Source organism: Zooshikella harenae, from assembly GCF_018837975.1.
Taxonomy (GTDB): Bacteria; Pseudomonadota; Gammaproteobacteria; order Pseudomonadales; family Zooshikellaceae; genus Zooshikella; species Zooshikella harenae.
This window is the reverse complement of sequence record NZ_JAGSOY010000067.1, coordinates 1-24,890: the sequence shown is the minus strand read 5'-3', so window position 1 is coordinate 24,890 and position 24,890 is coordinate 1. Positions and strand designations below refer to the sequence as shown.

At 42.9% G+C, this 24,890-nt stretch carries 22 protein-coding genes; 4 read left to right on the top strand and 18 right to left on the bottom strand.

Translation table 11 applies throughout. The features are described from left to right. Positions 1 to 120: 120 nt before the first annotated feature. From KCG35_RS19420 to KCG35_RS19370, 11 genes are all read right to left on the bottom strand, one after another. Positions 121 to 957, bottom strand: coding sequence for an HDOD domain-containing protein (locus tag KCG35_RS19420; RefSeq protein ID WP_215821530.1), 837 nt, complete (start codon positions 955 to 957; stop codon positions 121 to 123). Positions 958 to 988: 31 nt separating this feature from the next. Next, a complete protein-coding gene (locus KCG35_RS19415) occupies positions 989 to 2,872 on the bottom strand; it encodes a GspE/PulE family protein (RefSeq protein WP_215821529.1) in 1,884 nt (627 codons plus the stop codon). A gap of 26 nt (positions 2,873 to 2,898) precedes the next feature. Continuing rightward, entirely contained in the window at positions 2,899 to 3,609 is a 711-nt protein-coding gene (locus tag KCG35_RS19410; protein WP_215821528.1) for an alpha/beta hydrolase family protein, read from the bottom strand. Beyond that, positions 3,572 to 3,925: an alpha/beta hydrolase gene (locus KCG35_RS19405; protein WP_215821527.1), complete on the bottom strand. Its 354-nt coding sequence runs from the start codon at positions 3,923 to 3,925 to the stop codon at positions 3,572 to 3,574. The genes KCG35_RS19410 and KCG35_RS19405 overlap by 38 nt, the downstream gene beginning before the upstream one ends. A gap of 63 nt (positions 3,926 to 3,988) precedes the next feature. Then, a complete protein-coding gene (locus KCG35_RS19400) occupies positions 3,989 to 5,152 on the bottom strand; it encodes an ABC transporter permease (RefSeq protein WP_215821526.1) in 1,164 nt (387 codons plus the stop codon). Next, positions 5,149 to 6,147 carry an ABC transporter permease gene (locus KCG35_RS19395; protein WP_215821525.1) on the bottom strand — a complete coding sequence of 333 codons (999 nt, stop codon included), beginning with the start codon at positions 6,145 to 6,147 and terminating at the stop codon, positions 5,149 to 5,151. The genes KCG35_RS19400 and KCG35_RS19395 overlap by 4 nt, the downstream gene beginning before the upstream one ends. Positions 6,148 to 6,202: 55 nt before the next feature. After that, entirely contained in the window at positions 6,203 to 8,083 is a 1,881-nt protein-coding gene (locus tag KCG35_RS19390; protein WP_215821524.1) for an ABC transporter substrate-binding protein, read from the bottom strand. 1 nt (position 8,084) lies between these two features. Further along, positions 8,085 to 10,001 (bottom strand): ABC transporter ATP-binding protein, encoded by a 1,917-nt coding sequence (locus KCG35_RS19385; protein WP_215821523.1) that lies wholly within the window; start codon positions 9,999 to 10,001, stop codon positions 8,085 to 8,087. Positions 10,002 to 10,335: 334 nt separating this feature from the next. Beyond that, positions 10,336 to 10,941, bottom strand: coding sequence for a DUF1285 domain-containing protein (locus KCG35_RS19380; RefSeq protein ID WP_215821522.1), 606 nt, complete (start codon positions 10,939 to 10,941; stop codon positions 10,336 to 10,338). Between the two features lie 70 nt (positions 10,942 to 11,011). Beyond that, positions 11,012 to 11,677, bottom strand: coding sequence for a DUF4823 domain-containing protein (locus tag KCG35_RS19375; RefSeq protein ID WP_215821521.1), 666 nt, complete (start codon positions 11,675 to 11,677; stop codon positions 11,012 to 11,014). Positions 11,678 to 12,025: 348 nt separating this feature from the next. Continuing rightward, on the bottom strand, positions 12,026 to 12,748 hold the full coding sequence (locus tag KCG35_RS19370; protein ID WP_215821520.1) for a TetR/AcrR family transcriptional regulator: 723 nt from the start codon (positions 12,746 to 12,748) through the stop codon (positions 12,026 to 12,028). Positions 12,749 to 12,970: 222 nt separating this feature from the next. Here KCG35_RS19370 and KCG35_RS19365 point away from each other — a divergent pair, with 222 nt between their 5' ends. Continuing rightward, positions 12,971 to 14,098, top strand: coding sequence for an aminotransferase class V-fold PLP-dependent enzyme (locus KCG35_RS19365; protein ID WP_215821519.1), 1,128 nt, complete (start codon positions 12,971 to 12,973; stop codon positions 14,096 to 14,098). A 32-nt stretch (positions 14,099 to 14,130) separates the two neighbouring features. Beyond that, the gene (locus KCG35_RS19360) at positions 14,131 to 15,186 is read left to right on the top strand and encodes a C40 family peptidase (protein ID WP_215821518.1); all 1,056 of its coding nucleotides are present in this window, start codon (positions 14,131 to 14,133) and stop codon (positions 15,184 to 15,186) included. 423 nt (positions 15,187 to 15,609) lie between these two features. Here KCG35_RS19360 and creA read toward each other — a convergent pair whose 3' ends face one another. The 7 genes from creA to KCG35_RS19325 all read right to left on the bottom strand — a co-directional run bounded on the left by creA (position 15,610) and on the right by KCG35_RS19325 (position 21,491). Continuing rightward, a complete protein-coding gene (creA, locus tag KCG35_RS19355) occupies positions 15,610 to 16,110 on the bottom strand; it encodes a protein CreA (RefSeq protein WP_215821517.1) in 501 nt (166 codons plus the stop codon). Next, positions 16,104 to 16,460, bottom strand: a complete 357-nt coding sequence (locus KCG35_RS19350) for a hypothetical protein (RefSeq protein ID WP_215821516.1) — start codon at positions 16,458 to 16,460, stop codon at positions 16,104 to 16,106. Before KCG35_RS19350 ends, creA begins: the two co-directional genes overlap by 7 nt. Beyond that, entirely contained in the window at positions 16,460 to 17,203 is a 744-nt protein-coding gene (locus tag KCG35_RS19345) for a J domain-containing protein (RefSeq protein ID WP_215821515.1), read from the bottom strand. The genes KCG35_RS19350 and KCG35_RS19345 overlap by 1 nt, the downstream gene beginning before the upstream one ends. A gap of 74 nt (positions 17,204 to 17,277) precedes the next feature. Further along, on the bottom strand, positions 17,278 to 17,982 hold the full coding sequence (locus KCG35_RS19340; RefSeq protein WP_215821514.1) for a VWA domain-containing protein: 705 nt from the start codon (positions 17,980 to 17,982) through the stop codon (positions 17,278 to 17,280). A 104-nt stretch (positions 17,983 to 18,086) separates the two neighbouring features. Further along, complete coding sequence (locus tag KCG35_RS19335; protein ID WP_215821513.1) at positions 18,087 to 19,463, bottom strand: L-serine ammonia-lyase; 1,377 nt, start codon at positions 19,461 to 19,463, stop codon at positions 18,087 to 18,089. A 217-nt stretch (positions 19,464 to 19,680) separates the two neighbouring features. Continuing rightward, the gene (locus KCG35_RS19330; RefSeq protein ID WP_215821512.1) at positions 19,681 to 21,147 is read right to left on the bottom strand and encodes an aminoacyl-histidine dipeptidase; all 1,467 of its coding nucleotides are present in this window, start codon (positions 21,145 to 21,147) and stop codon (positions 19,681 to 19,683) included. Positions 21,148 to 21,179: 32 nt separating this feature from the next. Then, positions 21,180 to 21,491 carry a hypothetical protein gene (locus KCG35_RS19325; RefSeq protein WP_215821511.1) on the bottom strand — a complete coding sequence of 104 codons (312 nt, stop codon included), beginning with the start codon at positions 21,489 to 21,491 and terminating at the stop codon, positions 21,180 to 21,182. A 254-nt stretch (positions 21,492 to 21,745) separates the two neighbouring features. On the opposite strand from KCG35_RS19325, the gene KCG35_RS19320 reads away from it, so the two are divergent. Continuing rightward, entirely contained in the window at positions 21,746 to 22,600 is an 855-nt protein-coding gene (locus KCG35_RS19320; protein ID WP_215821510.1) for a type 2 periplasmic-binding domain-containing protein, read from the top strand. Positions 22,601 to 23,195: 595 nt separating this feature from the next. After that, positions 23,196 to 24,872 carry a M4 family metallopeptidase gene (locus KCG35_RS19315; protein WP_215821509.1) on the top strand — a complete coding sequence of 559 codons (1,677 nt, stop codon included), beginning with the start codon at positions 23,196 to 23,198 and terminating at the stop codon, positions 24,870 to 24,872. The last annotated feature ends 18 nt before the right edge of the window (positions 24,873 to 24,890 follow it).

Here is a 24,890-nt window from a genome sequence, read left to right as displayed (position 1 = left end):
ATGGCCAAAGTCGAGATCAACAGACATATGAAATTCGCGGCTATTGGGTAAGATCAATAAAAGCATTTATGACGTTGGAACTGAGTATTTTCATATTACCTTGTTATCAATTAACAAGTCCTAGCGAAATGCTTCGATAAAGTCCTCTAATTGAATTTCGAGTTCTGCCAAGTGAACATCCTTGATGGCCAAAACGCTAACTTCTGGAAACATTTCAAGCGTGAGTGAAGGTTGAGGGTTTAGTCCAATGCTTGCTTTACTACAAGCATAATCAACGAGTCTAGTGATTATGAGCAAAACATTTTTGCGGTCAAAATTATCTTGGTGATGATCGCGACTTATTTGGCAAAATACTGAGGGTAACTCCCAGGATTCCATTACTTGTGAGCCATACTTTGTATGTAATGTATTGATTAACTCGATAATAACAGATTCAGTTAGCTGAATAGGCTCATTTTCTTGTAAAATTTCATCTAGCACTTTAAGTATTACTAAGCTACCAAGGTCGTGCAGTAAACCTATTAGAAAAGCCTGATCTTTAATATTTTTATAACCTGACTTAATCGCGATCCAATGGCATCCTCCTGCAGAAGCTGATGCATGTTGCCATAATTTCAGCATTATTTTATTTAATACAGGATGCTGTGCTTTAAACATTTGTTTTTGCGATGTCACCATCACGATGTTCAATACTTGTCGTGTACCTAATCGGACTAGCGCTTGTTGTATGCTTTCGAGTTTGGATAGACCAGAAAACATGGCAGAGTTGGCTACTCGTAGAACTTCACTGGCAAGTGCTGGATCTTTTAGAATTAACTTTTCTACCTGTGCCATACTACAGTTTGTTGAGATAGCATTTTGTAATTTGATGGCTACTTGGTTAAAAACAGGTAATTTAAAATTTTGATCTTTAGCTCTTTTTTCTATTTCTTCAGGAATAGAATTGAACGCCACCATTTTGACAATATATCCTTATGACTAAAATAATTTATAAAAAGTAATTTTGTCCTAACCGTCTAATTTCCTGCAAAGGACGAGGCTTTTCTACTCGCGGTAACATCCTTTGAACTTCTGTGAGTGTAGTCAAGCCGAGAGCCGCTTTGTCAATACCATCTTCCTGTAAGGTAATGAGTCCTGAAGTTTCAATGCTTATGCGTCTTATTTCAAATGAGGGTCTATTGGATAGGATTGCATCTTTTACACGTTCATTGAGTACCAGTAACTCATAAACACCAATTCGTCCTTGATAACCTGTATAAGAACAATTTTCGCAACCAGTGCCTGTACGAAAGTTTCCACTTTGAATATCGCTGGTCTGGAGGTTGAATCGTAGCAGTTCTTGCAGCGTTGGTTGGTAGGGTTGAGCACAATCTAAGCATACTCGCCTCAATAAGCGTTGTGCTAACACAGAAATAACAGTAGAGCTGATAAGGAAAGACTCAATATTCATATTCATAAGCCTTAACAAGCCACCTATTGTATCTTCTGTATGAAAGGTGGTAAGCACTTTATGGCCTGTTAACGCGGCTTGAATGGCTGCTTCCGCTGACTGATTATCTCTGATTTCACCCAATACTATTACATCAGGGTCTTGTCGCACCATGTGCCTAAGGGTTTCTTCAAAGGTTACACCAATTTTGGCATTGAGAGAGCACTGGATGATGCCATCTATGATATACTCAACGGGTTCTTCAGCAGTAATAATACTCACTTCATTACTATTTAAATAATCAATACAACTGTATAGCGTAGTGGTTTTACCAGAACCTGTTGGACCTGTGATTAAAACGACACCTGTAGGTATATCGAGAGCGTCCTGTTTAAACCTATCTAATACGACAGGTGCCATTGCTGTTTCATCGATGTTTAAGAAAAGTGCTTTTCGCTTTAATAACCTTAAGCACACCTTTTCGCCGTGTATGGAAATGTAAAATGAGCAACGGATATCGATGACAGCACCACTTGATGGATCCGTAAACTCAAATTTACCATCTTGATGACGACGACGTTCTGAAATGTCAGCTTGACTAAGCACTTTAAGCCGTCCTATCAAGCTTGGTCCAATCTCTTTATCATAATACTTGAAGAAAAAAAGTACGCCGTCTCGACGAAACCTGACTCTAATTTTATCCTGTAACGTTTCAATATGGATATCACTGGCATCCTGTTGAATAGCGGTATAGAGTATTTCTTCAACTTGATTAATGATGCATTGTTCTTTTGATAATAGCGTATTGACCGTATTTTTATTTTTGTAATATTTGAATTTATTAATGGTTTCTTGTAGCGCATTTTGACAACAAATGACCGGTGTTATCTTGCAATGAAAACTATTTGTTGCTACTTGTAATATTATTTTATCGCTTGGATCTAAGCATGCGATAAATACCGTATCTTCTTTTGTTTCTATCGGTATAAACTTATATTCATCACAGAGGTTAGGTTGTATGTCATTAAGAAGGGATTTATCAATTTTATTAAAATCTGGCTCACAGTAATGGAAGCCAAGTTGAGAAGAAAGGATCTGAATGAGTTGTTTTTCTTTTATATAGCGTAGCTCTATAAGTATTTCACCAATTTTTTTATTGACCTTCGGGTCTCTTTGAATACGCAATGCATTTTCTAACTGCTCAGTTGTAATATAACCTAGTTCAACTAACAAGTCTCCAATACGCACGATGAGGTTAATCTTTCGCAATACGCTATTGAGCTGCTCTTCTGTAAAGTACTCGAGGGACAGCATGGTATTGAGTAGCGTTTTATTTTTTGCAAGCTTATTTTTAACCCGTTTGGCATGTAGAAACTGTTTTTCACTGATTAGTCCAGCTTTAATCAAGTGATGGCTAATGGTGGTGCCAGTATCCAGATTCATTCCATTGACTCTTATTCACAAAAAATTTAGTTCTGGTTAGCAATGTTTACAGGCTTTTTCAACAGAAGTTTTTCTTGAATAAAGTTTGAAATTATTAAGTACAGTTCATTATGTATTTCTTTACGCGATTTTTTCTTTCCATCCATGCAGACAAACGCTGCTCCCTCCTCTGCCAGGATTTCCAGTGCTTTTGGTCGACATTGCTGCATAAAGCTGAAATGGGCTGCATCAGCTATTTCCTGGTAGGTAATATTATCTAAATCGTTGATGTGAGGTTTAAAATGTGTTGAAGGCGGCAGGTTTTCATCCTTTTCTGCGCCAATGATTAAACTAGGTATTTTGATATTTGCCAGAGAATGAGCTGTCATTGATTCCACAAAACCTGGAGCAATGCTGATAATTGCGTTAATACGTTGGTCTATCAGTGACTGTGAGGTTTGCGTGTAATAATGCTTATTAAATGCGGTAAACGTTGGTTTGAAGTAGCTGCACGCTTTATCCTGATGTTGACTGCAAAAATCCACATACTTATGCATATCAAGTTTGGCTCCAGCTAGCGCTAATGCAGTATAACCCCCTAATGAATAGCCAATCACGGCGATTTTTTCTTTATTAATATAATTTCCATAGGTTGTTTTCAGTATGCTGTCGATGATAAATGATACATCCTTGGGCTGGCTCCACATTTTAATTACTGAGTCAGGTGTTGCATTGCCACTGGTATACTGAGATGACAATAGCGCCTTCCTTAGCTAGCTTGCTGGCTAACCAAGATAAATTGCGCCAGTTTCCTGATGTGCCATGAACCATGATATATAAAGGTAATTTTTTAGATGAAATGGAGGATTTTTCTATCGCTTCAAATCCCCAAAAGGCAGCATTCTGAGCAAAAGTTTTAGGGTTATTGGTTTCATTGGTTGGATATAAAATATACGCTGAAAAAGTTCGCTTTCTGGAATTATCAGTAAATGTTTTGGTTTCAATGCCTATTTGGCTAAGTGCGGCCGCGTGAAAACTTAATAATAGTGACAAAAAAATACTTTTTTTAAGCATACTTATTCTTCTTAAATCGTGGCTGAGTTGTAACAGGCTGAGAATGATAGGCTGGACATCAACCTAGTTTTTGTAAGGGTCTGCTGCATCGCGCAGGCCATCACCAAAAAAGTTAAAGGCCAGGATAACAATAATGACGGGTAAAACAGGCATTAACAGCCAAGGATAAACGGCCACTACATTAATATTTTGAGCTTCACTCAGTAAAACGCCCCAACTGGTAATCGGAGGGCGCAAGCCCAATCCTAAAAATGACAGTGCGGTTTCGCCTAATATCATTGCAGGAATGGATAAGGTGGCTGATGCGATTAAATGACTGGTAAATGATGGTAACAAGTGCCAACGAATAATACGACTGGTGTTGGCTCCCATCAGTTGGGCAGCCATCGTGTAGTCTTCTTCACGTAAAGATAAAAATTTTGAGCGCACGGCACGGGCTAGTCCTGTCCAATCCATCAGTGCTAAAATAATCGTGATACCAAAGAACACCCAAATGGGACTCCAGGTCACAGGTATAATGGCAGAAAGTGACATCCAAAGAGGTAGCTCAGGAAATGAGCGAATCATTTCAATAACTCGCTGCACCACATTATCAATCCAGCCACCATAATAGCCCGCCAAGCTACCAAAAAAAATGCCTAAGACGATACTGATAGTAATGCCCACTAAGCCTATGGTGGTTGAAATTCGTGCACCATAGATTATCCGTGAAAGCATGTCGCGTCCCAGTCGGTCAGTGCCAAGTAAGAATAATGTACTGCCTGGGGTTGGACAGACGAAGTGCACATTACTGGTAAATAACCCCCAGAACACATATTCATCGCCACGACAGAAAAAACGCAGAGGATAAACCTGAGTTTTGTCTTCATGGTATATGCGCTGTAATACTTCCATATCGAGTGTGTTATACCAGCGATAGACAAAAGGACCAATGAATTCGCCTTCATGAATCCAATGCACAGGCTGAGGAGGTGAGTAAATATGATCGGTATTACGAGAGTGTAAGTTATAGGGAGCCAAAAACTCGCAGATTAAAATTGAAAAGTAGAGTAATACGATAAACACTCCACTCCAGTACGCAAGCTTATGTTGCTTAAATTTCCACCAAATTAATTGCCATTGGGATGCCAGTAAAAACTTTTCCTGGGCTTTGCCTACTTGCTCCAAGGCATTGGGATCATAGGATTCAATAGAGATGTAATGGGGGTTTGCAGGGTTACGGTTCATCGTGTTGCCCCCTCCCCTAAACGAATCCTTGGATCGATTACTGCCAATAGTAAGTCAGAGATCAGCACCCCAATCACTGTTAGCATCGCCAGAAACATAAGGAAAGAGCCGGCTAAATACATATCCTGGCTTTGTAAAGCACTCAATAACATGGGACCCGTGGTGGGTAGTGACAAGACCAGGGCAACAACTTCTGCACCAGAGATAATACTAGGTAACATATTACCGATATCAGCAATAAAAAAGTTCAATGATACGCGAAACGGGTATTTTAACAGTAATCGAGTTTCACCTAACCCCTTGGCGCGCCCAGTAACCACATAAGGTTTATTTAACTCATCGAGTAAATTGGCACGAATACGACGAATCATCCCTGCGGTACCCGAGGTACCAATAACGATGACTGGAATCCACAAGTGTTCTAGAACAGAGGTAAACTTATCCCAGCTCCAAGGTTGATTAATGTATTTAGCATCCATTAAGCCGCCGATGGAGGTTCCGAAGTACACATTCGCAAGGTAAAGTAACACCAGCGCCAACAGAAAATTGGGGGTGGCCAAGCCAATAAAGCCGATCAGAGTCAGACCATAGTCTCCCCAGCTATATTGATGAGTTGCTGAGTATAAACCAATAGGAAAAGCGATAATCCAGGTGAAGATGATGGTGACAGTTGACACCAGAATGGTTAGGTACATTCGGTCACCCACAACTTCTGTTACAGGCATGTTGTACTCAAAGGAGTAGCCGAGATCGCCCTGGAAGAAGCCGGTAATCCAGGTTAAGTATTGCTCGGGCATTGATTTATCAAGCCCATATTGCTGACGCAGAAAAGCAATCTTTTGTTTATCAACAGATTCACCCTGACTTTGCAGTTCGGCAATATAGCTTTCCAGGTAGTCACCTGGAGGTAGCTGTATGATGGTGAACACGACAATACTGATAATCACCAAGGTTGGAATCATCAATATCAGTCGGCGAATAACATATGCCCACACGGTTTTGGCCTCTTTGTTAAATTAACCTACCGTTGCTGTATCATTTGATAAGCGTTCAATCCTGCTCATCGTTAAACCAAAAAGTATCTGGACGAAAAACCCCAAAGTAAGCACCTGGCTCCCAGCTATACCAAGCTTCCTTTGGCACATTCATTAAACGGTTACTGACAACCACTGGCTGTAACACACCAGTAACGGTGCCTATGGTGTAGACCTGATCAGCATAAGTCTTCAAGATTTTTTTCCACAGTTCAGTACGTTGTTTTCGATTATCAGCGTTAACCCATTTTTTGTGTAATTCTGCGAGTTTAAGTAATTCCGGTAAGTCCGGTGGATCACCTTGCCCTGTTTCGTAATATTTACCCCACTGGGACCATTGATACTGCTCTTGCATGCTTGGGCATAGTTCACGAGGACTCATTTGGGGAGTGGGTAAGGCGTTATCCAGTCCTTCCCATACAGACATTAACGCTTCACCTGAAAATATCCGATTACGAAATACTTCCCGCTGTGATGGACGTGAGTGTAATTTGATACCAATGGCTTTCCAGTGATCATTGATGAGCTCAAGTACATCTGTTTGCTCTGTTGATTCACCAGCAGTGTGTACCACAATTTCCATTGGTCGCCCGTCAGGAAGCAGTCGAATATCATTGTCATTGCGTGCGGTTAACCCCATGTCATTTAACAGCTGATTAGCCAGTTTGGGGTCATACTGGGTCCAGGCTGAACTTAACTCGGGGTTATACAAGGGACTACTGGGTAATATGGTATTACTCCCTTCTAGGGCTAGGCCGTAATATACTACCTGGTTGATTTCATGACGGTTAATCGCCAATGAAAGTGCGCGTCGAAAGCGAACATCTTGCATAACTTTCGCCCAAACTGGGTCATTGACATTCAGGTTTGGATAGATAGCGACTTGTGAGCCTCGAGCATTTTTCCAAAAACGCACTTGGTAGTTGCCTTGTTTTTCCCCTGCTTTCAAGAACGTGTAATTATCCAGGCGTAAATAACGCCCCTGTAAGTCACTGTCCCCTGCTCGTGTTTTGGCCGGTATTAAGCCGCTGCTGACGATATTAATGATGACTTTATCGATATAGGGCAACTGTTGGCCTTTCTCATCAATACGATGATAGTAGGGATTACGCTCAAAAATAAACCGGTCAGAAGGGCCCTTGGTTTTTATGACCCAGGGTTGTAAAGAAGGTAACTTGGGATTTTGCTGTTTATACAAATTGCTTCTTTTATGATGCAGTCCCTGCCAGTTTCGTTTTCCGGCATTCTCAACGAGTAAGTCAAGGGTCTCTTTTTGGGTATACCGGGGATGGAACTGTTTGAGATAGTGGGCAGGCATGTAGATAAATAAAGGGCTGGGCGCTGCTAATGCGGTTAGAAACTTGGGGTTTGGATCCTCCCACTCATAACGCACAACATGCTTATCAATCACCGTAAACTTAGGGGGCTTACCATTGACCATCAATTGGATGGGCGGGCCAAATGGAGACAAGTCTTTATTTGAGGCAACATCTTCCCAGAAATAGCGAAAATCTTCACTGGTTAAAGGCTCGCCATCTGACCAACGATGTCCAGGCCGGAGGTAAAGCGTGAAGATACGATCTTCTTTAATGTCAATACCTTGCAGGATATCAGGCACAAGCTCGAAATCTTGGTTGTACGCCACCAGGCGAGCATAGCCATAAACCGTCATCATTCGTATGTCTTTATTTTTAGCCATGAGGGTGCGCAGGGTGCCACCAGGCTTACCCTGTTTATAGGGCGCTTTAAATGTGACGACGGCGGGAATGTCAGGCAAGCGGTCGTTGGCCAGTAGGCTAAAGCTGAAAATAAGAGAAATTAAACAGCTTAGCGTGCAGGTCAGATGTAGGCTGAACTGATAAGTATTAAGGTGTGGGTGTCGATGATGCCTGCTCATATCAGTCACTCACCGTGCACATCCGGACAAAATGCTGATCACTGATCTCCACTAAAGCATTGGGAATGTGAGGAGACAAGGTATAAGGCGCAGGCCAATATTCAGGTTGTGATAGTGGTGTGACCATATGTTCAAAATCAAGCCGTGCATTGAGATCGGGTACGGGAACTGCTTCCATTAAGGCTTGGGTATACGGGTGCTGAGGGTTATAAAATAAATCTTTGGTTGGGGCTATTTCTACCAGTTGACCTCGGCACATCACGGCTATTCGGTCTGCAATGTAATCCACTACGGCCAGGTTATGGCTGATAAACAAGTAAGTGAGCTGTAGCTGTGCTTGTAAGTCTTTCAACAGGTTGAGGATTTGTGCTTGCACAGAAACATCCAGTGCTGACACAGGTTCATCTAAGATTAAAAAGTCGGGTGCCAGCGCTAAGGCACGCGCTATGCTGATACGTTGTCGTTGTCCTCCGGAAAAACTGTGGGGATAACGGTTAAGTAAGGCTGGATCGAGTCCTACCAGGCTCATGAGGTCTTTAACCCGGTTTTCCCGGTACTTGATATCGCCAAGCTGGTGAATACAGAACGGCTCATTGAGAATTTCCCGAATGGTCATACGTGGGCTGAGCGCACTGTATGGGTCCTGAAAGACCAGCTGCATTTTGGTACGGAACTGTTGTAATTGGCTACCTTGTAGGGTTCTCAGGTCAAGTATCTGACCACGATCATTGTACTGAATCTGACCTGTGGTGGGCGAAATAGCCTGCATGACTAGCTTGGAGACAGTAGACTTACCACAACCACTTTCACCTACCAGGCCAACACACTCACCCACACCAATATCCAGTGAAAAATCCAAAACAGCTTTTATTTCCTGCTTTGGTCCACGACGTAACCAGCCCTGCTTACGGGTAATATAAATTTTGCTGAGTTCTTTTATGCTAAGGTGTGAGCCTACTTGCTTAGCGTCTTCTGACCAAGGCTCAAAAGACCCTGCTACCTGCTCCACTGAGTTTTCAATTGCGCGGATAGGAATAAGGCGCTCATCCGGTTGCATACCAAACCGGGGAATTGCGGTGAACAGTGAGCGAAGGTATTTATGTTGAGGATGCAGAAAAATATTACTCACCGGACCTCGTTCTACTACCTGTCCGTGATACATAACCACCACTTCATCCGCCATGTTAGCCACTACCCCCAAATCATGGGTGATTAAGAGAATGGCCATATTTAATTCTTGTTGAAGCCGTTTCATCAGCTTTAGGATTTGCATTTGAACGGTTACATCTAATGCTGTGGTGGGCTCATCTGCAATCAAAATGACAGGGTGACAAATCAAGGCCATAGCAATCATAGCCCGTTGGCGTAATCCTCCCGAAAGCTCAAAGGGATACAGGTTCATTGCCTGCTCAGAGTTACGAAAACCTACCAGTGATAACATTTCTCGCGTGAGTCGAAGACCTTCTTTTCGGCTGATGTTACGATGGAGAAATAGCGCTTCGCTGACTTGATTACCAATCGTGTGCATAGCCGACATCGACACCATCGGCTCCTGGAAAATCATAGAAATTTTCCCACCTCGAACTGAGCGTAAATCAGGTCCTCGGCGAGAAAGTTGGACAATATCTATGGCAGGTGACGAGGGCTTCTCTTGCAGTAAGATTTTTCCTCTGTTGATAAAACCATTACTTGGCAAGATACCTAGTAAAGCCTGGGCAGTGACAGATTTCCCTGAGCCAGACTCACCAACCAGTGCTAGGGTTGAGCCATGGCGAAGGTTAAAGGATATGCCTTTGACAGCATTAAACACGCCACCAGGTAGTTGAAAGTCAACACAAAGATCTTGCACAGACAACAGAAAGGATTCTTCCTTGGTATTTTGTGCTTCATGTGCTGTTTCAGCCGTTGCCTCGCTCAATCAGCCCCCCTTTAAATGTTGTCACTCTGTAATCAAATAGGAAAAGAATAGTTATACCAAAGCACATCCTAAAAAATAAACGATTCAAAGAATAGATTAGGCGATTACTGTGGTATTTGTGAAACTATCATGCATTTCTTCTTAGTCTTTTACATATAAGTTGTGTCATAACAATTATGAGGTACTGGCTAACTCTGTAAGAAAACGTTAATACATAATATATATGACAATATTTTTAATAATGTTACAAAATTAATCGAGTTATTATCTATACCCACGAAAGAAGGGACTGTTTGATATATTAGCCGACAGTAAGCGGGTATATTATTATAAATTAGTTTTCTATAGGCTGTTTAGTTAAAGGGAAAAAGCACTGATCACTCCAAAAACCAAATAGGCGTTGCCCATTATTAATAATGTGTTCTTCACCAAGTGCAATCAGCTGATAGAAAACATTACGGTGTACTCGAGCCCATAAGTCATCCCTTATTTCAACATAAGGTATTTCTTCGTCATGTTGTCCGGTATGAATTTCCCATCCAGTTAATGTGGACAATTGACAGCAGTCACCCGTTTGAGTAGTCAAATTAATGTGCTGAATAGAGTCATCTAATTGATTGTCCATAATGACCGCAATAAATGGTACGTCTTCAACTTCGATCATTAATTTTTCAACGGGGGTGACTAGCACATATCCTTGTCCCTCACGACGTAACACGCGGGAAAACAGCCGAACCAGAGCAGGACGCTGGATAGGACTGTCTCGATAGTACCAAGTGCCATGCCAGTCAATGCGCATATCGCTGTCACCACACAGTGAGGGGTTCCACTGATTAACGGGAAGTAGCTTGGGGTGTTGTAACCCTTGCTGAATGTTGGCTGCAATCGCATCTGGATTTAAACGGTTAAACTCCGTCATTCCTACCTCATTTCTGTCCATGTAACTCATTGTCTACTAGCGTACTCTGGTTGTACTTGGTATTGATGTGTTTTGTTAGGGATTAACTTTATCAATAAGTACCTTTTGGAATGGGGGCTGATAAGCTGCGTGCCAGTGATATCAAGGGTGCTTCAAATAGCTCATCAGGTTTGTCATTGAAAAAGGTCAGTCGACCACTTTGTCCTAATACTTCCACCGTATCTACAATTTGCCCAGAGCCTAACTCAACAATACTGATTTGTCCTCGTACCTGATCTCTACCCACCTGGCGAATATCCTCTGTTTCTTCCCACTCAATCCAGTTACCCACCTGATCATCGACAAAGAGTAATTGAGTAAAGATTAAGTAGTTAGCATGTTGCTTTCGTGCTTCTTGCTGTGCCTTGGTAAATTGAAGTTCCTTCGTGGCTAGATGTGTGTAAGGGAAATAACGCTTAAAAGCAGCGGTAGTGGCTAAGGCAAATCGCTTAGCATAATCGGGTTGGTGGTGATCAACCGGGGGGGATTTATTGGCAATGACCACTATCCGCGCATTATTAGGTAAAACCCAATTTGATGTTCGTTGTTGCTCGTGGTTATCAATGATGCCAATGTCTTTAAAATACCGCTGAGTTTCTGAGGCAATATCACTCGGCATACAACCGCTAAGCAACATCACGATAACCCAAAGTACGGCTGACCAGAATAAATTTGGCAATGTCGCATTTTCGACTTGCTGATTTGTTTGTTGCCTCATCTGCACTCCCCCTGTGTATGGGTTGTGAATGACTTGCTCACTACCAATGCGTTATCCGGCAACCCTTCGCCGACATGGAAAGTATTCGTTACCTTCCTTTTATTACAGCAAAAGTTGTGCCTAAGCAGAAATAGAATGAAGTGGTTCAGGAAGGCATGAGGTGTTTATAAACACAATCAATATAAACTTATATTATGTGTGGCAAACGCTTTGAAAAAAGTTTCCTAAGGTGTGTTCATTTAAAAAAATCAGGCGACACCTGGTTTCAACCTAATGTCCATAACAGGTTTCAGGGTGCACTACAGGTGTCGTTTATTATTAAGTGTTTTTTAGCCGCCAATGGGCTTATTAAGTCACTGGCTCTTCGGCCTCCTGGGTTAAAGGGTTAGTTGCAATAGCTGGCTCTGATTGTGGAGTGGTTTCTGGAGCCTCCTCCGCTTTCTGCACACGAGGCTTGGCTTGCCCACGGTTCCCCATACGCACGCCGATGTCCATCATAAAGCGGAAGAAATCTTCTTTATCATGAATGACATTTTGCCAAAATGTGGAGTGATGTATGGCGACCATACCATGGACTAATGCCCAGGCTGCGCAGTAGTGGTAGTAAGGAGGCACATCCTCTAGAGCACCGTCTGCTATCCTTTGCTGAATAATTTCACTTAACCGTGAGAAGTTAGAAGCACGGATTTTATGAAGCTGTTGAAATAATTCAGGATGGGGATTTCGACGGCTTAGTTTTTGTTCCAAACGATCAAACAGATAGTACTTCTCTGGATGACGCATGCGGTATTCAAAATAGGCACGAGGCAGAGCATCTTTGTCCTTGGTTACGGCATCAGACTGGATCAGGTCTGCTAACTCCTGTTCATAGTCCAACATCAGTCGTAAATAGATTTCTGCTTTGGAACGAAAATGTTTATAGATCGTTCCTTTGCCAATACCAACGGCATCAGCAATCATTTCGACAGTGACGTTATCTTCGCCTTTCTCCAGGAAAAGAGTCAAAGCTGTAGTTAGAATTTCCTCTTCGCGTTGCCTAAAGTCGCGCTGTTTTCTTGATGTTATAGTCATAAGCTGCACCGTAGTTGAGCAACACCATTGTTATTATTGCTGTTTACTTATGGCATTTAATACATACTATTGTGAGGTCGATCGGCAAGAAGTATGCCGTATAAAGGTTTTTATTTGCCACATCCTTTGTGAAAATACATCAGTTTAGGCCTGTTTTCTATACCAAATGGAATAACTGATATTATTTAATTTGATTTCAGCAACTGAAGTAAAGGTAAAATTATGTCGCAATGGAGTCATGAATTTCCACTTGATGAGTCTTTATGTTATCTCAATCATGCAGCGGTAGCCCCTTGGCCTATGCGTGCTACAAGGGCAGTAGAGCACTTTGCGCAGGAAAACAGCCGGCTAGGTGCGACCCACTATCCTAGCTGGGTAAAAACAGAAACCCGGCTGAGAAAATTATTAGCAGAATTAATTAATGCGCCGTCTGTCCAAGATATTGCACTGCTCAAAAATACATCAGAAGCCTTATCTGTAGTTGCCTATGGACTCTCTTGGCAACCAGGTGACAATGTTGTTATCACTGATCAAGAATTTCCTTCTAACCGAATTGTATGGGAATCGTTACAGGACCAAGGTGTTGAGGTTCGTGCAGTGGCTTTAACGGGAGAGAATCCTGAGGCAGACTTACAGGCCGCTTGTGATGAGCGAACACGAATTATGTCGATTAGTTCTGTGCAATATGCCACAGGGTTTAAGCTTGCTTTAGTGACACTAGGCGAATTTTGCCAACAGCAGGATATTTTATTCTGTGTCGATGCCATTCAAAGCCTGGGAGCACTGGAGTTTGATGTACAGGAAATTCAGGCAGACTATGTCATGGCAGATGGTCATAAGTGGTTATTAGGGCCTGAGGGGCTTGCGGTTTTTTATAGTTCACCTAAAGGACGAGATCAGTTAAAAGTGCTGCAGTATGGTTGGCATATGGTCGAGCATATGGGTGACTATACCCGTGATGACTGGTCCATTGCCAAAGGCGCACGTCGCTTTGAGTGTGGTAGTCCAAATATGCTGGGTACTCATGCGTTGGTTGCCAGTGTTGAGTTGTTGCTGGAGGTAGAGATGCATCGTGTGGAAGCGCAGTTGCTCCATAATGTTGATTACTTACAGCGGGCTTTGTCTGCTCTGCCTGGCGTTAAATTGATCAGTGAAACCCGTGAAGAGCGACATGGTGGTATTGTGACCTTTGATGTGCCTGGTAAGGATACTGAGGCGATGTACGCTAAGCTTAATGAACAGGGTGTTATTTGTGCTCATCGTGGCGGGGGGATTCGTTTATCACCTCATTTTTATACACCACAGAGTATATTAGACAAAGCCTTGTCCTATATTGAAGGCTTGTTGTAACGCCTGACAAACTTACAGTACGTTGGCGGTTTATGGGGAAAATTCTGCACTGGTTAACACGGTGGTTAATGCGTAGGCGTTCAGATAAAGGGTTGCTTTTATGTGACTTTGAGCGGATACGCTATGAGTTAAAACCCTGTGATGTCATTTTGATTGAAGGTCGCTCACGCATTGCGGAAGTGATACGACGTATTACGCAAAGTCCGTGGTCTCATGCGGCAATGTATATTGGCCGGTTACATGATATTGAAGATGCTAATGTACGTGAGCAGGTTGCATTAAACTGTAATTGCACCCCTGACACCCAGCTAATTATTGAAAGTGAGCTGGGGTTAGGGACCGTGGTGCGCCCTATCACTGCCTACGAAGATGATCACTTACGGGTATGCCGACCACGCGGTCTTAAATATAAAGATGCCCAGGAAGTGATTGCCTATGCCGTCAGCAAGCTGGGACATCACTATGATGTCCGGCAGATTGTGGATCTGGCGCGCTTTTTTTTACCGTGGGGGATTATTCCTCGTCGATGGCGCTCCAGTTTGTTCGCTAAAGCGCCAGGCCCAACGACCAAGACGGTGTGCTCAACGATGATCGCAGAAGCTTTTGGGCGGGTTCAGTTTCCAATCCTGCCGTTAGTCAAAGCTAATGATGAAAGTGGTCGGGTACGTTTATTTATGCGTAACCCCAAACTGTGTACTCCCAGCGACTTTGATTACTCGCCTTACTTTAAAATTTTGAAATACCCATTTTTGGATTACAGCTATCATGCTAGTTATCGCCTATTACCCTGGCATGGTGAGGTGTTGTTGGATGATGAAGAAGCTGACTACTATTTACAGGAACACACAGTGGTGGCGAAGACAAAAGACATAGCCTCTAGCTCTTCAAAAAAGCAAGCAAGCACACCTGAGTCATCAACCTCTACGAAGTCGAAAAACAAGACTGAGTCACTTAATACCCGCTCAGTATCACCCTCCTCTAACGCCCATCAAAATCAGTCTCATCTAAAAAATGAAGTACCAAGCAGTGATGAGCAGCAGCCTCATAAGATCACTCGTCACCCAGGGGACATTTACCGAGATGAGTAGATGGTATTGTTAGTGATCAATACCGCTATGACACATTAGTACCCTAACCTAGAAGGCATGCTTACACTATTTTTTTTAGAGATTTGGCTGAAGTTAGATTGCTGACCAGTAAGCTATAACTCACGAAGAAAGGGATATTCCTTCTTATGCGAAAAGAGTTTAAGAAATAGTGGAGGATTTTTCGATGTACATAATACTTAGAGTACTGATGTGATTTATTCCCCCTAACAAATCGCATCAGTCTGGGTCATTCGTGACCTTGGTACGTAGGATTGTGTACCTTTGTTTCACTCCTAATGGTCTTTTCAAACCCGATTTCTTCCCCCAGGATTCGGGTTTTTTTTTGCCTGTCTTTTTATCAATCTAAATGATTTAGTTTGAGTATAGATATAACTCGTAATAATTCTATTTTATTTCTGCAATTTATTCGGTCGGTGTAGAGGTTGGCCAGGGTAAGATAGGTACAGCAGAGATACTGTTTTTAGGTGAACCCTCAATAATTTTATCGCTATACGTCAGGTAAATGACAACATGACGCTTGGGATCATAAAATCTGACCACCTGCATTGTTTTAAAAAGTACTGAGGTACGCTTTTTAAACACTTGTTCACCATCGTTTTTCCCACTTTTTATGGCGGGAGGAACAATGACTGGACCGACTTGCCGACAGGCAATCGATGCATCAGAGGTGTCTTCTGCTAGTCCGAGTGAACCTTTAATGCCCCCTCTTTTCGCACGACTTAAGTAGCAGGTTACGTTTGCAATATCTGGGTCGTCAAAGGCTTCAACGACGATTTTGTCATTAGCGCCTAATAATTTAAACACAGTACTGACTTCACCAATTTGTTCGGCCTGGCTGGTGGTTGCGAACAACATACCGCCGAGACCCAAGCCAATCATATATCGCCAGCGTGGGGTTAGCATTGTAATTCTCCTTGACGTTTAAGTTCATGAATGAGGTGGTTCAGTGTGTCTATAGCCTCTTCACTACATTGCAGCATATGCTCACTACTAGGCTTTACCTGTTGGTTATCATCCAATTGTTGGCATATCTGGCGGGCATGCTCCAAAGCCGCGTTATGGCGTATAGGAAGGCTGATAAAGATATGCCATTCACTTATCTCAAGTTGTTGGTTAATGGCACGTTGCAGAATAGTAACCACCTGTTGTTGACTAATTCGATAGTAAGGGGTGCGTAATCGTGCCAATAAATAAAATAAGCTGCCAAGTATGAGTACACAAATCAGTAAAGTAATCAGGAATAAATAACTCATCAGGCTGACTTGGAGGTTGTGTGCTTAAGGAGAATATCTCGTGCCTGGTTGAGTTTGCTGGCTAAATAACTACTTCCCCCTTTATCGGGATGAATACTGTGCATAAGGTGCCGATGCGCATTGATGATCTCATCACGAGTGGCGGAAATGGAAACACCAAGAATTTGTGCGGCTTCTTCAATACTCATTTCAGCTTGGAAGCCTTGCTGTTGCCCATGTTGCTGTTGATAATCCTGCCACTCATCATGGCGCATTTTCCGCAAGTAGGTATCAAGCAGTTGACGGCTATCCGTATCATGCTCCGGGCAAGTATTATATAGCTCTGCAATAGCCTCAATGGACAGGCTAGACAGCATTTGCTGTGCATAGCGACCCGTCAGAACGGTACCATCAATGGTGCCTAAGGCATGATCTAAAATCATCCGCAGTCGTTCAGTGGTTACTTCGGACTGAGATGATGACAGGCCAGGTTGTTGGCGCTGCTTAAACCAGTTTGCAGCTTGCTTTAATTGTTGCCATGAGCCAAGCAGCGATCCAAATCGGCGAGCAAAGGGAATCATTGCCGCCAGCATCGCGAACAAGACATGAATCCGACCGGAGATCACCAATCCAACAAGGATGGCTACAGCCAAAGCGATAAGCCCTTTCTTCAGCCATTGTTGCTGAAGTGTGGGAGGTAAACGGCGGTATTTCCACCCTATCCACAGTAATGCTAGCAGCCCTAAAATAAGCAAAATTCGCACAGCACAGTCCTTGATTGAGTATTATTTCTTTAGGCTGGTTAACATTAGTATGTTTTGTAATAACAATTCAATACCTAACGTAGCTGTCGTTCTAACAAGGCTATCGCTTCAGGATGCTTCGTGCGTAATTTGGCTAAGGCCGTGAAGCCACCAACAGCATAAACGGCTACAGCAGTCAGGAGGGCCTGTAACTGGCTAGCACTATTTTGGTCAAATTGACAGTGTGCACCATCAGATAGCTTGGCTAAGTGAGCAAAGCCCTGGCTGGCATGGGCATCATGCCCTTCTTGAAAAATAAATAGTGGCACACTTTTCAGTTTTAACTGGCCTGCAAGCTCGGCTAAAGTATCAACAGGCTCTTCCAAACAATCACCTACAAAGACAATCGCATTCAGTTCCCCCTGCTGTGTAAGTGCCAGGCCATGATTTAACACGCGGCCAATTTGGGTCTGTCCCCCTAAACACTGCACTTTCTGCATTTCTGCCAATAATGCTTGGGTATTCGTTAACCAGGGAGAAGTATGAAAGGCTCGATAGCCATGATAATAACAAAGCTGAACAGCCAGTTTGCCGAGTGCAGCTGTTTCCAAAAACATCTGCCCCTGCAGTTGACAGGCCATATCCCAGGTGGGTTGGCGACTGGCTGTCGCATCGATAGCAAACAGCAAACGGCCTTGTGTTGATGCTTTGCTATGGGTTGGGAGTTGCTCAGCTTGTGCTAAAAAATCAGCAACTGAGGTTGTCTTGGTTTGGCTGGGTAGTTTTCCGTGATCAGTCATGATTATTTTTCTGGGGAGTTTCCTGTCTGTAAGCAATCCTTGTTGAGTTTAGCGAATTCACCTCAACACATATTACTTACAGACATTAACGTCAGTTTATGTAACTAACAAATAACCACATTGACGGCCAAGCCACCCAAAGCAGTTTCTTTATATTTGCTTTGCATGTCTTTACCCGTTTCATACATGGTTTTGATAACATCATCCAGCGACACACGGTGGGTGCCATCTCCGCGAATAGCCAAACGTGCTGCGTTAATGGCTTTGATAGCCCCCATGGTATTGCGTTCAATACAAGGGATTTGCACTAATCCACCAATTGGGTCACAGGTCATGCCCAGGCTATGCTCCATACCGATTTCGGCTGCGTTCTCGACCTGTCTGACGGTGCCTCCCAGTACTGCAGCTAATGCGCCAGCAGCCATTGAACTGGCCACGCCAATTTCCCCCTGACAGCCTACTTCAGCGGCGGAGATAGAGGCATTTTGCTTGTAGAGAATGCCAATAGCAGCAGCTGTCAGTAGAAATTCATACATCCCTTTCAAATCAGCACCATGTACAAAACGCATGTAGTAAGCAAGCACAGCAGGAATAACCCCTGCAGCACCATTAGTGGGGGCTGTAACCACACGTCCACCTGCCGCATTTTCTTCATTGACGGCTAAGGCAAAGAGGCTAACCCAGTCCATGAGGGTTAATGGGTCACGAAGACCGGCTTCAGGCTTAGTGAGCAGGTTTTGATAAATATCGGCTGCTCGGCGAGGAACACCTAAGCCTCCAGGAAGTTGACCTTTAGTACGACAGCCACGCTCAATACACTCAGTCATCACTGACCAAATATCTTGCAGACGTTCTTCTACCAGGCGCTCACTTTCATGGAGAGCAATTTCATTCGTCATCATCAGCTCAGCGATGGTTAGCTTATGTTCTTCACATTGCTTGAGCAGCGCTTGAGCCGAGTTAAAAGGATAAGGAATCGCTTGGTCTTCGCCCACTAAGTTGTCAGCATTGAGCTCATCTTCACTGAGTACAAAACCACCACCTACTGAAAAGTACGTGCCCTGCTTTAATGTTTCTCCTTCAGCGTTTATTGCTAGTAATGTCATTCCATTGGGGTGAGCAGGTAAAAACTCATTGTTATGAAATTGCAGGTCTTGTTCTGGGTTGAAGGTGATTAAGTGAATGCCTCCCAGCAGCAATTTATGCTGCTGATGTATTTCATCCACTTGTTGGGCCGCGAGTTGTGGGTCGACTCGCTCTGGGCGGTGGCCTATTAAACCCATTATTACGGCTGTATCTGTAGCATGACCTTTACCGGTTAATGCTAAAGAGCCATAAAGGTGAACCTTTACGGTATGCACTTGATAAAGATCTTCACCTAGCGATTCCAGAAAACGGTTTACAGCAACCATTGGTCCAACGGTATGCGAGCTAGAGGGACCCACACCAATTTTAAACAGGTCAAATACACTTAATGCCATAGTCGATATCGTCTTAATGTTAGAGTTCTAATTACAATGTTGGCAGGAAAAACGCTCGTTTTACAACTGCGTGGTAAATTCAAATTGCACAGTTGGTGACTGAGTTAAAGATTAGCAATGTAGATAGCATAGACTTTATTACTACACAGCCTCGTAGCGGGTGAGAGGACTGTAAGCGCAGTCATTTGCTGCGCTTACAGGGGTGATGTGTAGGATTTTATTCGGTAGCAATGGCTTTTAACGTTGCCACGAGTAAATCCCAAAAGCGCTGAACACTATGAATGTTAACCTTCTCATCGGGAGAGTGGGGAAAACAAATAGTTGGCCCAAATGAGATCATATCCCAGTGTGGGTAAGCCGCTGAGAGTAAGCCACACTCCAGACCTGCATGAATGACTTTGATTTCAGGCTTAACCTCAAATAAACGCTGATGTACGCCAATCATAGTTTGCAGTACTGAGGATTGCATATTTGGCTGCCAGCCAGGATATGCGCCTTCAAAGCGGATGGTGGCACCGGCTAAGCGAAAGGTGTTAGCGACGGCATGGGCAAGTGCTTGCCCTGCACTATCGATCAGACTTCGCGCCAGGCTGGCAACATGGATATTGCCCTCTTCTACAGTGATGACACCTAAGTTGGTCGAGCTTTCGACAACACCTTGTACCGTGTCACTCATCCGCATAACACCGTTAGGACAAGCACTCAGTGCATGGCATAGTGTTGTCTGGCTTGCTGCTGGCATGAGCTGAGTAACAGGTGCTATTTCTGTTAACGTGAGCTGGACGTTTGGCTCAGCATGTTGTAACTCATTGCTCAATATGGCTTGCTGGTTTGTCAGCCACTCTTTTAGCGGAATAACTGCATGGTTTGGGCAAGCTAGCTTGATAAAAGCCTCCCTTGGAATGGCATTACGTAATGAGCCACCTTGTATGTGACTGATGCGGAGTGGTAATTCAGCCTGTTCTGCATCGCACAGTAAGCGAGCCATGAGTTTGTTGGCATTGGTGCGGCCGAGATGGATATCGACGCCTGAATGACCACCTTTAAGCCCTGTTATCGCTAATTCAAAGCTTTGATAATCAATGGGGATTGGCTCAGGACTATATGTCCAATCCGCACAGATATCGACACCACCGGCACAGCCCAGATACAGTTCACCTTCATCCTCAGAATCTAGGTTGAGCAGGATGCTACCCTGGAGCTGTCCTGATTGGAGACCCATGGCACCGGTCATGCCACTCTCTTCATCAATCGTAAATAGTGCTTCAATCGGACCATGCTGTAAGTGGTTTGAGTCAAGTACAGCAAGAATGGCAGAAACTCCGATACCATTATCGGCCCCCAATGTCGTGTTTTCTGCGGTAACCCAATCCCCTTCTACATAGGCATTAATGGGGTCTTTAGTAAAGTCATGCAGGGTTGTACTGTTTTTTTGCGGCACCATATCCAGGTGGGCCTGCAACACAACGCCTGGTGAGTGTTCAAAGCCTGCTGTTGCTGGTTTACGGATGATTAAGTTTCCTACTTGATCACGAGTAACAGCTAGCCCTAGGTCAGTAGCCCAGTGTTGAATATGCTCAGCGAGTTGCGCTTCATAACCTGAAGGATGAGGAATTGAGCAAATCTTAGCAAAGTGTTGCCAGAGTAATGAAGGTTGAAGATCGGTTAACTGTTGTGCATTCATATACTGCCTTTCAACAAATTTTTAGCGGGTGATTAGCTACTCAATAAATTGCTTTTATGTATCCAATGGCGGTGAAAATATGAAGCAAAACCAGGGGGATGTGGTTCTGGATCCCGGAATGATACGACATGCGAAGTACAACACCCTAGCCATGGAGACAGGTATTTTATACGAATACGTTGGTCAAAAGGAGTATTTCTTAGATATTCGATGGAAATACTCAGCGCTGCATTTTCCTGAAGTGGTGTGTCAGCTGTTGTTGACTGAGTAAATAGGGTAGCTATTAAGGGCGTTGAGAGTGTGCTACAGGTGACGAGCGTGGTAAGAAATTGGCGGCGCAACATAATCAAATCCTACTAATTCCGGTAAAACCAAACACCTTACTTTGGATATCATGGGTTAACGGGATATACTTCCCCATTCTATGTAATAACGTATGAATGATGCTGATAGTTTATACTGTTTTATACATTTAGATATTTCTGTATTACTCAAATCTTAATCTCAATTTTTTTGTGTGGCCGATAGTTAGGCGTTTATTTAGTTTGGGTTGTTGAACACTGATAGGGGAAGTAAAACCATTGTTAGTATGAGCCTGATGCGATTTTTACGTGGTGTGCTTTGTGGTTTATTAGTGTTGTCTGGTTACCTGCAGGCAGCTCATGCACCACTCACCGTAACTGTCGCAACACCTAAATATGTGGCAAGAACATTTTTACGCTGGCAGCAGAAAGAGCCCTGTCAACAGGTTAAGCATTATTCATCGCCCTACGCTAATCGTGGTACTGTTGAGTTAATCATAATCTGCAGAGCGCTTTATGAAGCGGGTCTTAACTTTAGTTTGGATTTGTTAGAAGCACCTAACTATTCACGCGCATTGTTAGATGTCAAATCTGGGCGAGCGATGATCTCGGCAGAAACGGTATGGGATCAGGAAATTACTGAAGAATTTCATGTTTCTAAGTTGATTATTCCATCAAAAAAATTTGTAAAAGGGATTTATGTTCGGTCTGGAGATAATCGACTTAACAATGTGCGAAGCATAGATGATTTAAGAAAGTTTCGTGGGGTTATGGTTAAAAATTGGATTATTGACTGGTACACAATGGAAAATATGAATTTAACTATGTTTCCAGTTAACTCCATAGAGTCTCTGTACTACATGATTGAGTCAGAGCGTGCTGATTATACCTTGTTTGAATTTAATCAGGCTGTTCATCAAGCCCGACGCGTTAAGCATATCCAATTGCAAATTATTCCAGGGATCAAAATCAGGCTGGATGGTGAACGTTTTTTTGTTGTTAGTAAAAAAGCAAAATATGATGATCTGGTTTTTTCTTTTCTACAACAAGGTTTAGATGTTCTACAAAAAAATGGAGAAATACATCGCGCTTACAGAGAATCTGGTTTTTTTAATCCGGTTATGGATGATTGGATTTTGTTAAATCCGTGATGGCTTTTTTGTTATCTGTTTTATTACTCGCCTCTCATTTGGCTTTCTAGTATTACCCAACTAAAACGGTCATTGTTTTGTCATGTTTGTTGCCTGATTGTATTCACTGGTTATAGGCAACACTTTAAGTGCGTTGCATTTCCCTATTGATTTCGCGTTGTATCAAATAATTTGTAAGTAACGCTATCAACAAAATAAACTGTGAAACTGTTAAATGTTATTTATGTTCAATATGGAACTATGTGCCTACTGCTGAATATTGCTCAACAAACTGAAGCAAAACGAATTTAAACAAATGGAGAGGGAGAAATATGTTGAGAGTCAGGTGATACTCCGATAACGAAGGAGATAGATGAGTTATCTATCAAGAAAAATCATAATAATGAAATAAGCGTATTATCATAAAAATAAAATAAACTTGGATTGATCCAGTTGTGGTGATTTTTTATCTCTGCCAGTAGCGGTTTTTTGTGATTATTTTGGCAGTGTGATTGCAAATAAAAAATCATTTTTTGTTAAATATGAATTTGTTGTTAATTAAATGCTTTATAAAAGCTCTATTTATAGTGTTAAAGCATTTATGCAGGGGAATATAATGAAGTATAGAAGTAGCACACTTATTTTAGTGGGTGCTGCTGTGTCCAGTACTTTTTTTTCACTACCGTCATGGTCAGCAGAAAAAATAAATCTGGAGTATAGCCCATTAACGCAGGCTATTCGTAGCGCAGCACCTATCCACGAGATCTTACAATTAAGCTCAGAAAAAGATGTTGTGGTCATTCGCTCGATTAGCACAGCAGACCACCAGCAAAAGCATCGCTATCAACAGTATTATGAAGGTGTACCTGTTTACGGCTATAGCTTTGTCGCGAGTGAAAGCAGCGCAGGTCTGTTTAGTGATTTTTCGGGCGAGTTATTGGTCGCGTTGGATGAACATAATTTGGAAGTAACCCCCGGTTTAACTGAAGAGCAGGCATTACACGTTGCGGTTGAGCAGTCGGGTCATACGGGCTTAGTACAGGATAAAATTGAGCATAATAATAAAAAATTATGGATTTATGCTGAGGATGTCACTAATCCACGTTTAGTGTATGAAGTCAGTTATTTTACCCATACCGCATCGGGTGAACCTACTCGTCCTTTCTTTATTATTGATGCTCATACTGGCGAGGTACTTGATCATTGGGAGGGGATTAACCATCAACAGGCAACAGGCCCTGGTGGTAATAGAAAATCAGGTAAATACCAGTATGGTACTGATCATGGGCCTTTAGAGGTCGATGCTCAGTGCCGTATGAGTACTACGAATGTTGAAACGGTTGACATGAAACACCAGGAAAGTGGTGGCCAGGTTTTTCAGTTTAACTGTCCAGAAAATAACTATAAAGAAATTAATGGAGGTTATTCACCTTTAAATGATGCACATTATTTTGGTGGTGTTGTTTTTAAACTTTATAAAGACTGGTTTAATACGCAACCGCTTACGCATAAATTAAGAATGCGGGCACACTATAAACAAAACTATGACAATGCGATTTGGGATGGACAGCAAATGTCATTTGGTGATGGTGGTAGTATGTTCTATCCCCTCACCTCCCTGGATGTAGCAGCTCATGAAGTGAGTCATGGTTTCACTCAGCAAAATTCAGGGCTAGCGTATCGTGGGCAGTCTGGTGGTATCAATGAAGCTTTTTCCGATATGGCGGGTGAAGCAGCTGAGTTTTACATGTTCAAGAAGAACGACTGGTTAGTGGGTGGCACTATTACCAAAAACCAGGAAGCACTGCGTTTTTTCGAACAACCCAGTAAAGATGGTGTGTCAATTGATCATGCCAACCAATACCGTGAAGGTATGGATGTCCATAATTCAAGTGGTGTATTTAATCGCGCTTTTTATACATTAGCCACCACCAATGGTTGGGACATCAAAAAAGCATTTGAAGTGATGGTGGTTGCGAACCAGATGTATTGGAAGCAAAACACTGACTTTGAACAAGCGGCTTGTGGTGTTGTTAAAGCCGCTAAAGATAAAGGCTATCCAGAAGCAGATGTTATTGCTGCATTTGGTGTTGTTGGTTTAGGCAAAAGTTGTGGAGGAAATCCAGGTGAACCACCAGGTCCTGGCCCACAACCACCAAACCCAAATCCTAACCCAAGACCACCAGGACCTAATCCTCAGCCCCCAGGGCCTAACCCTGAGCCACCCTGTATTCCACCTGGCGGACCGAATATGCCTCCCGGAGGACCCAACATGCCAATGTCATTAACTTAAGGAAATTAGCGTATAGTT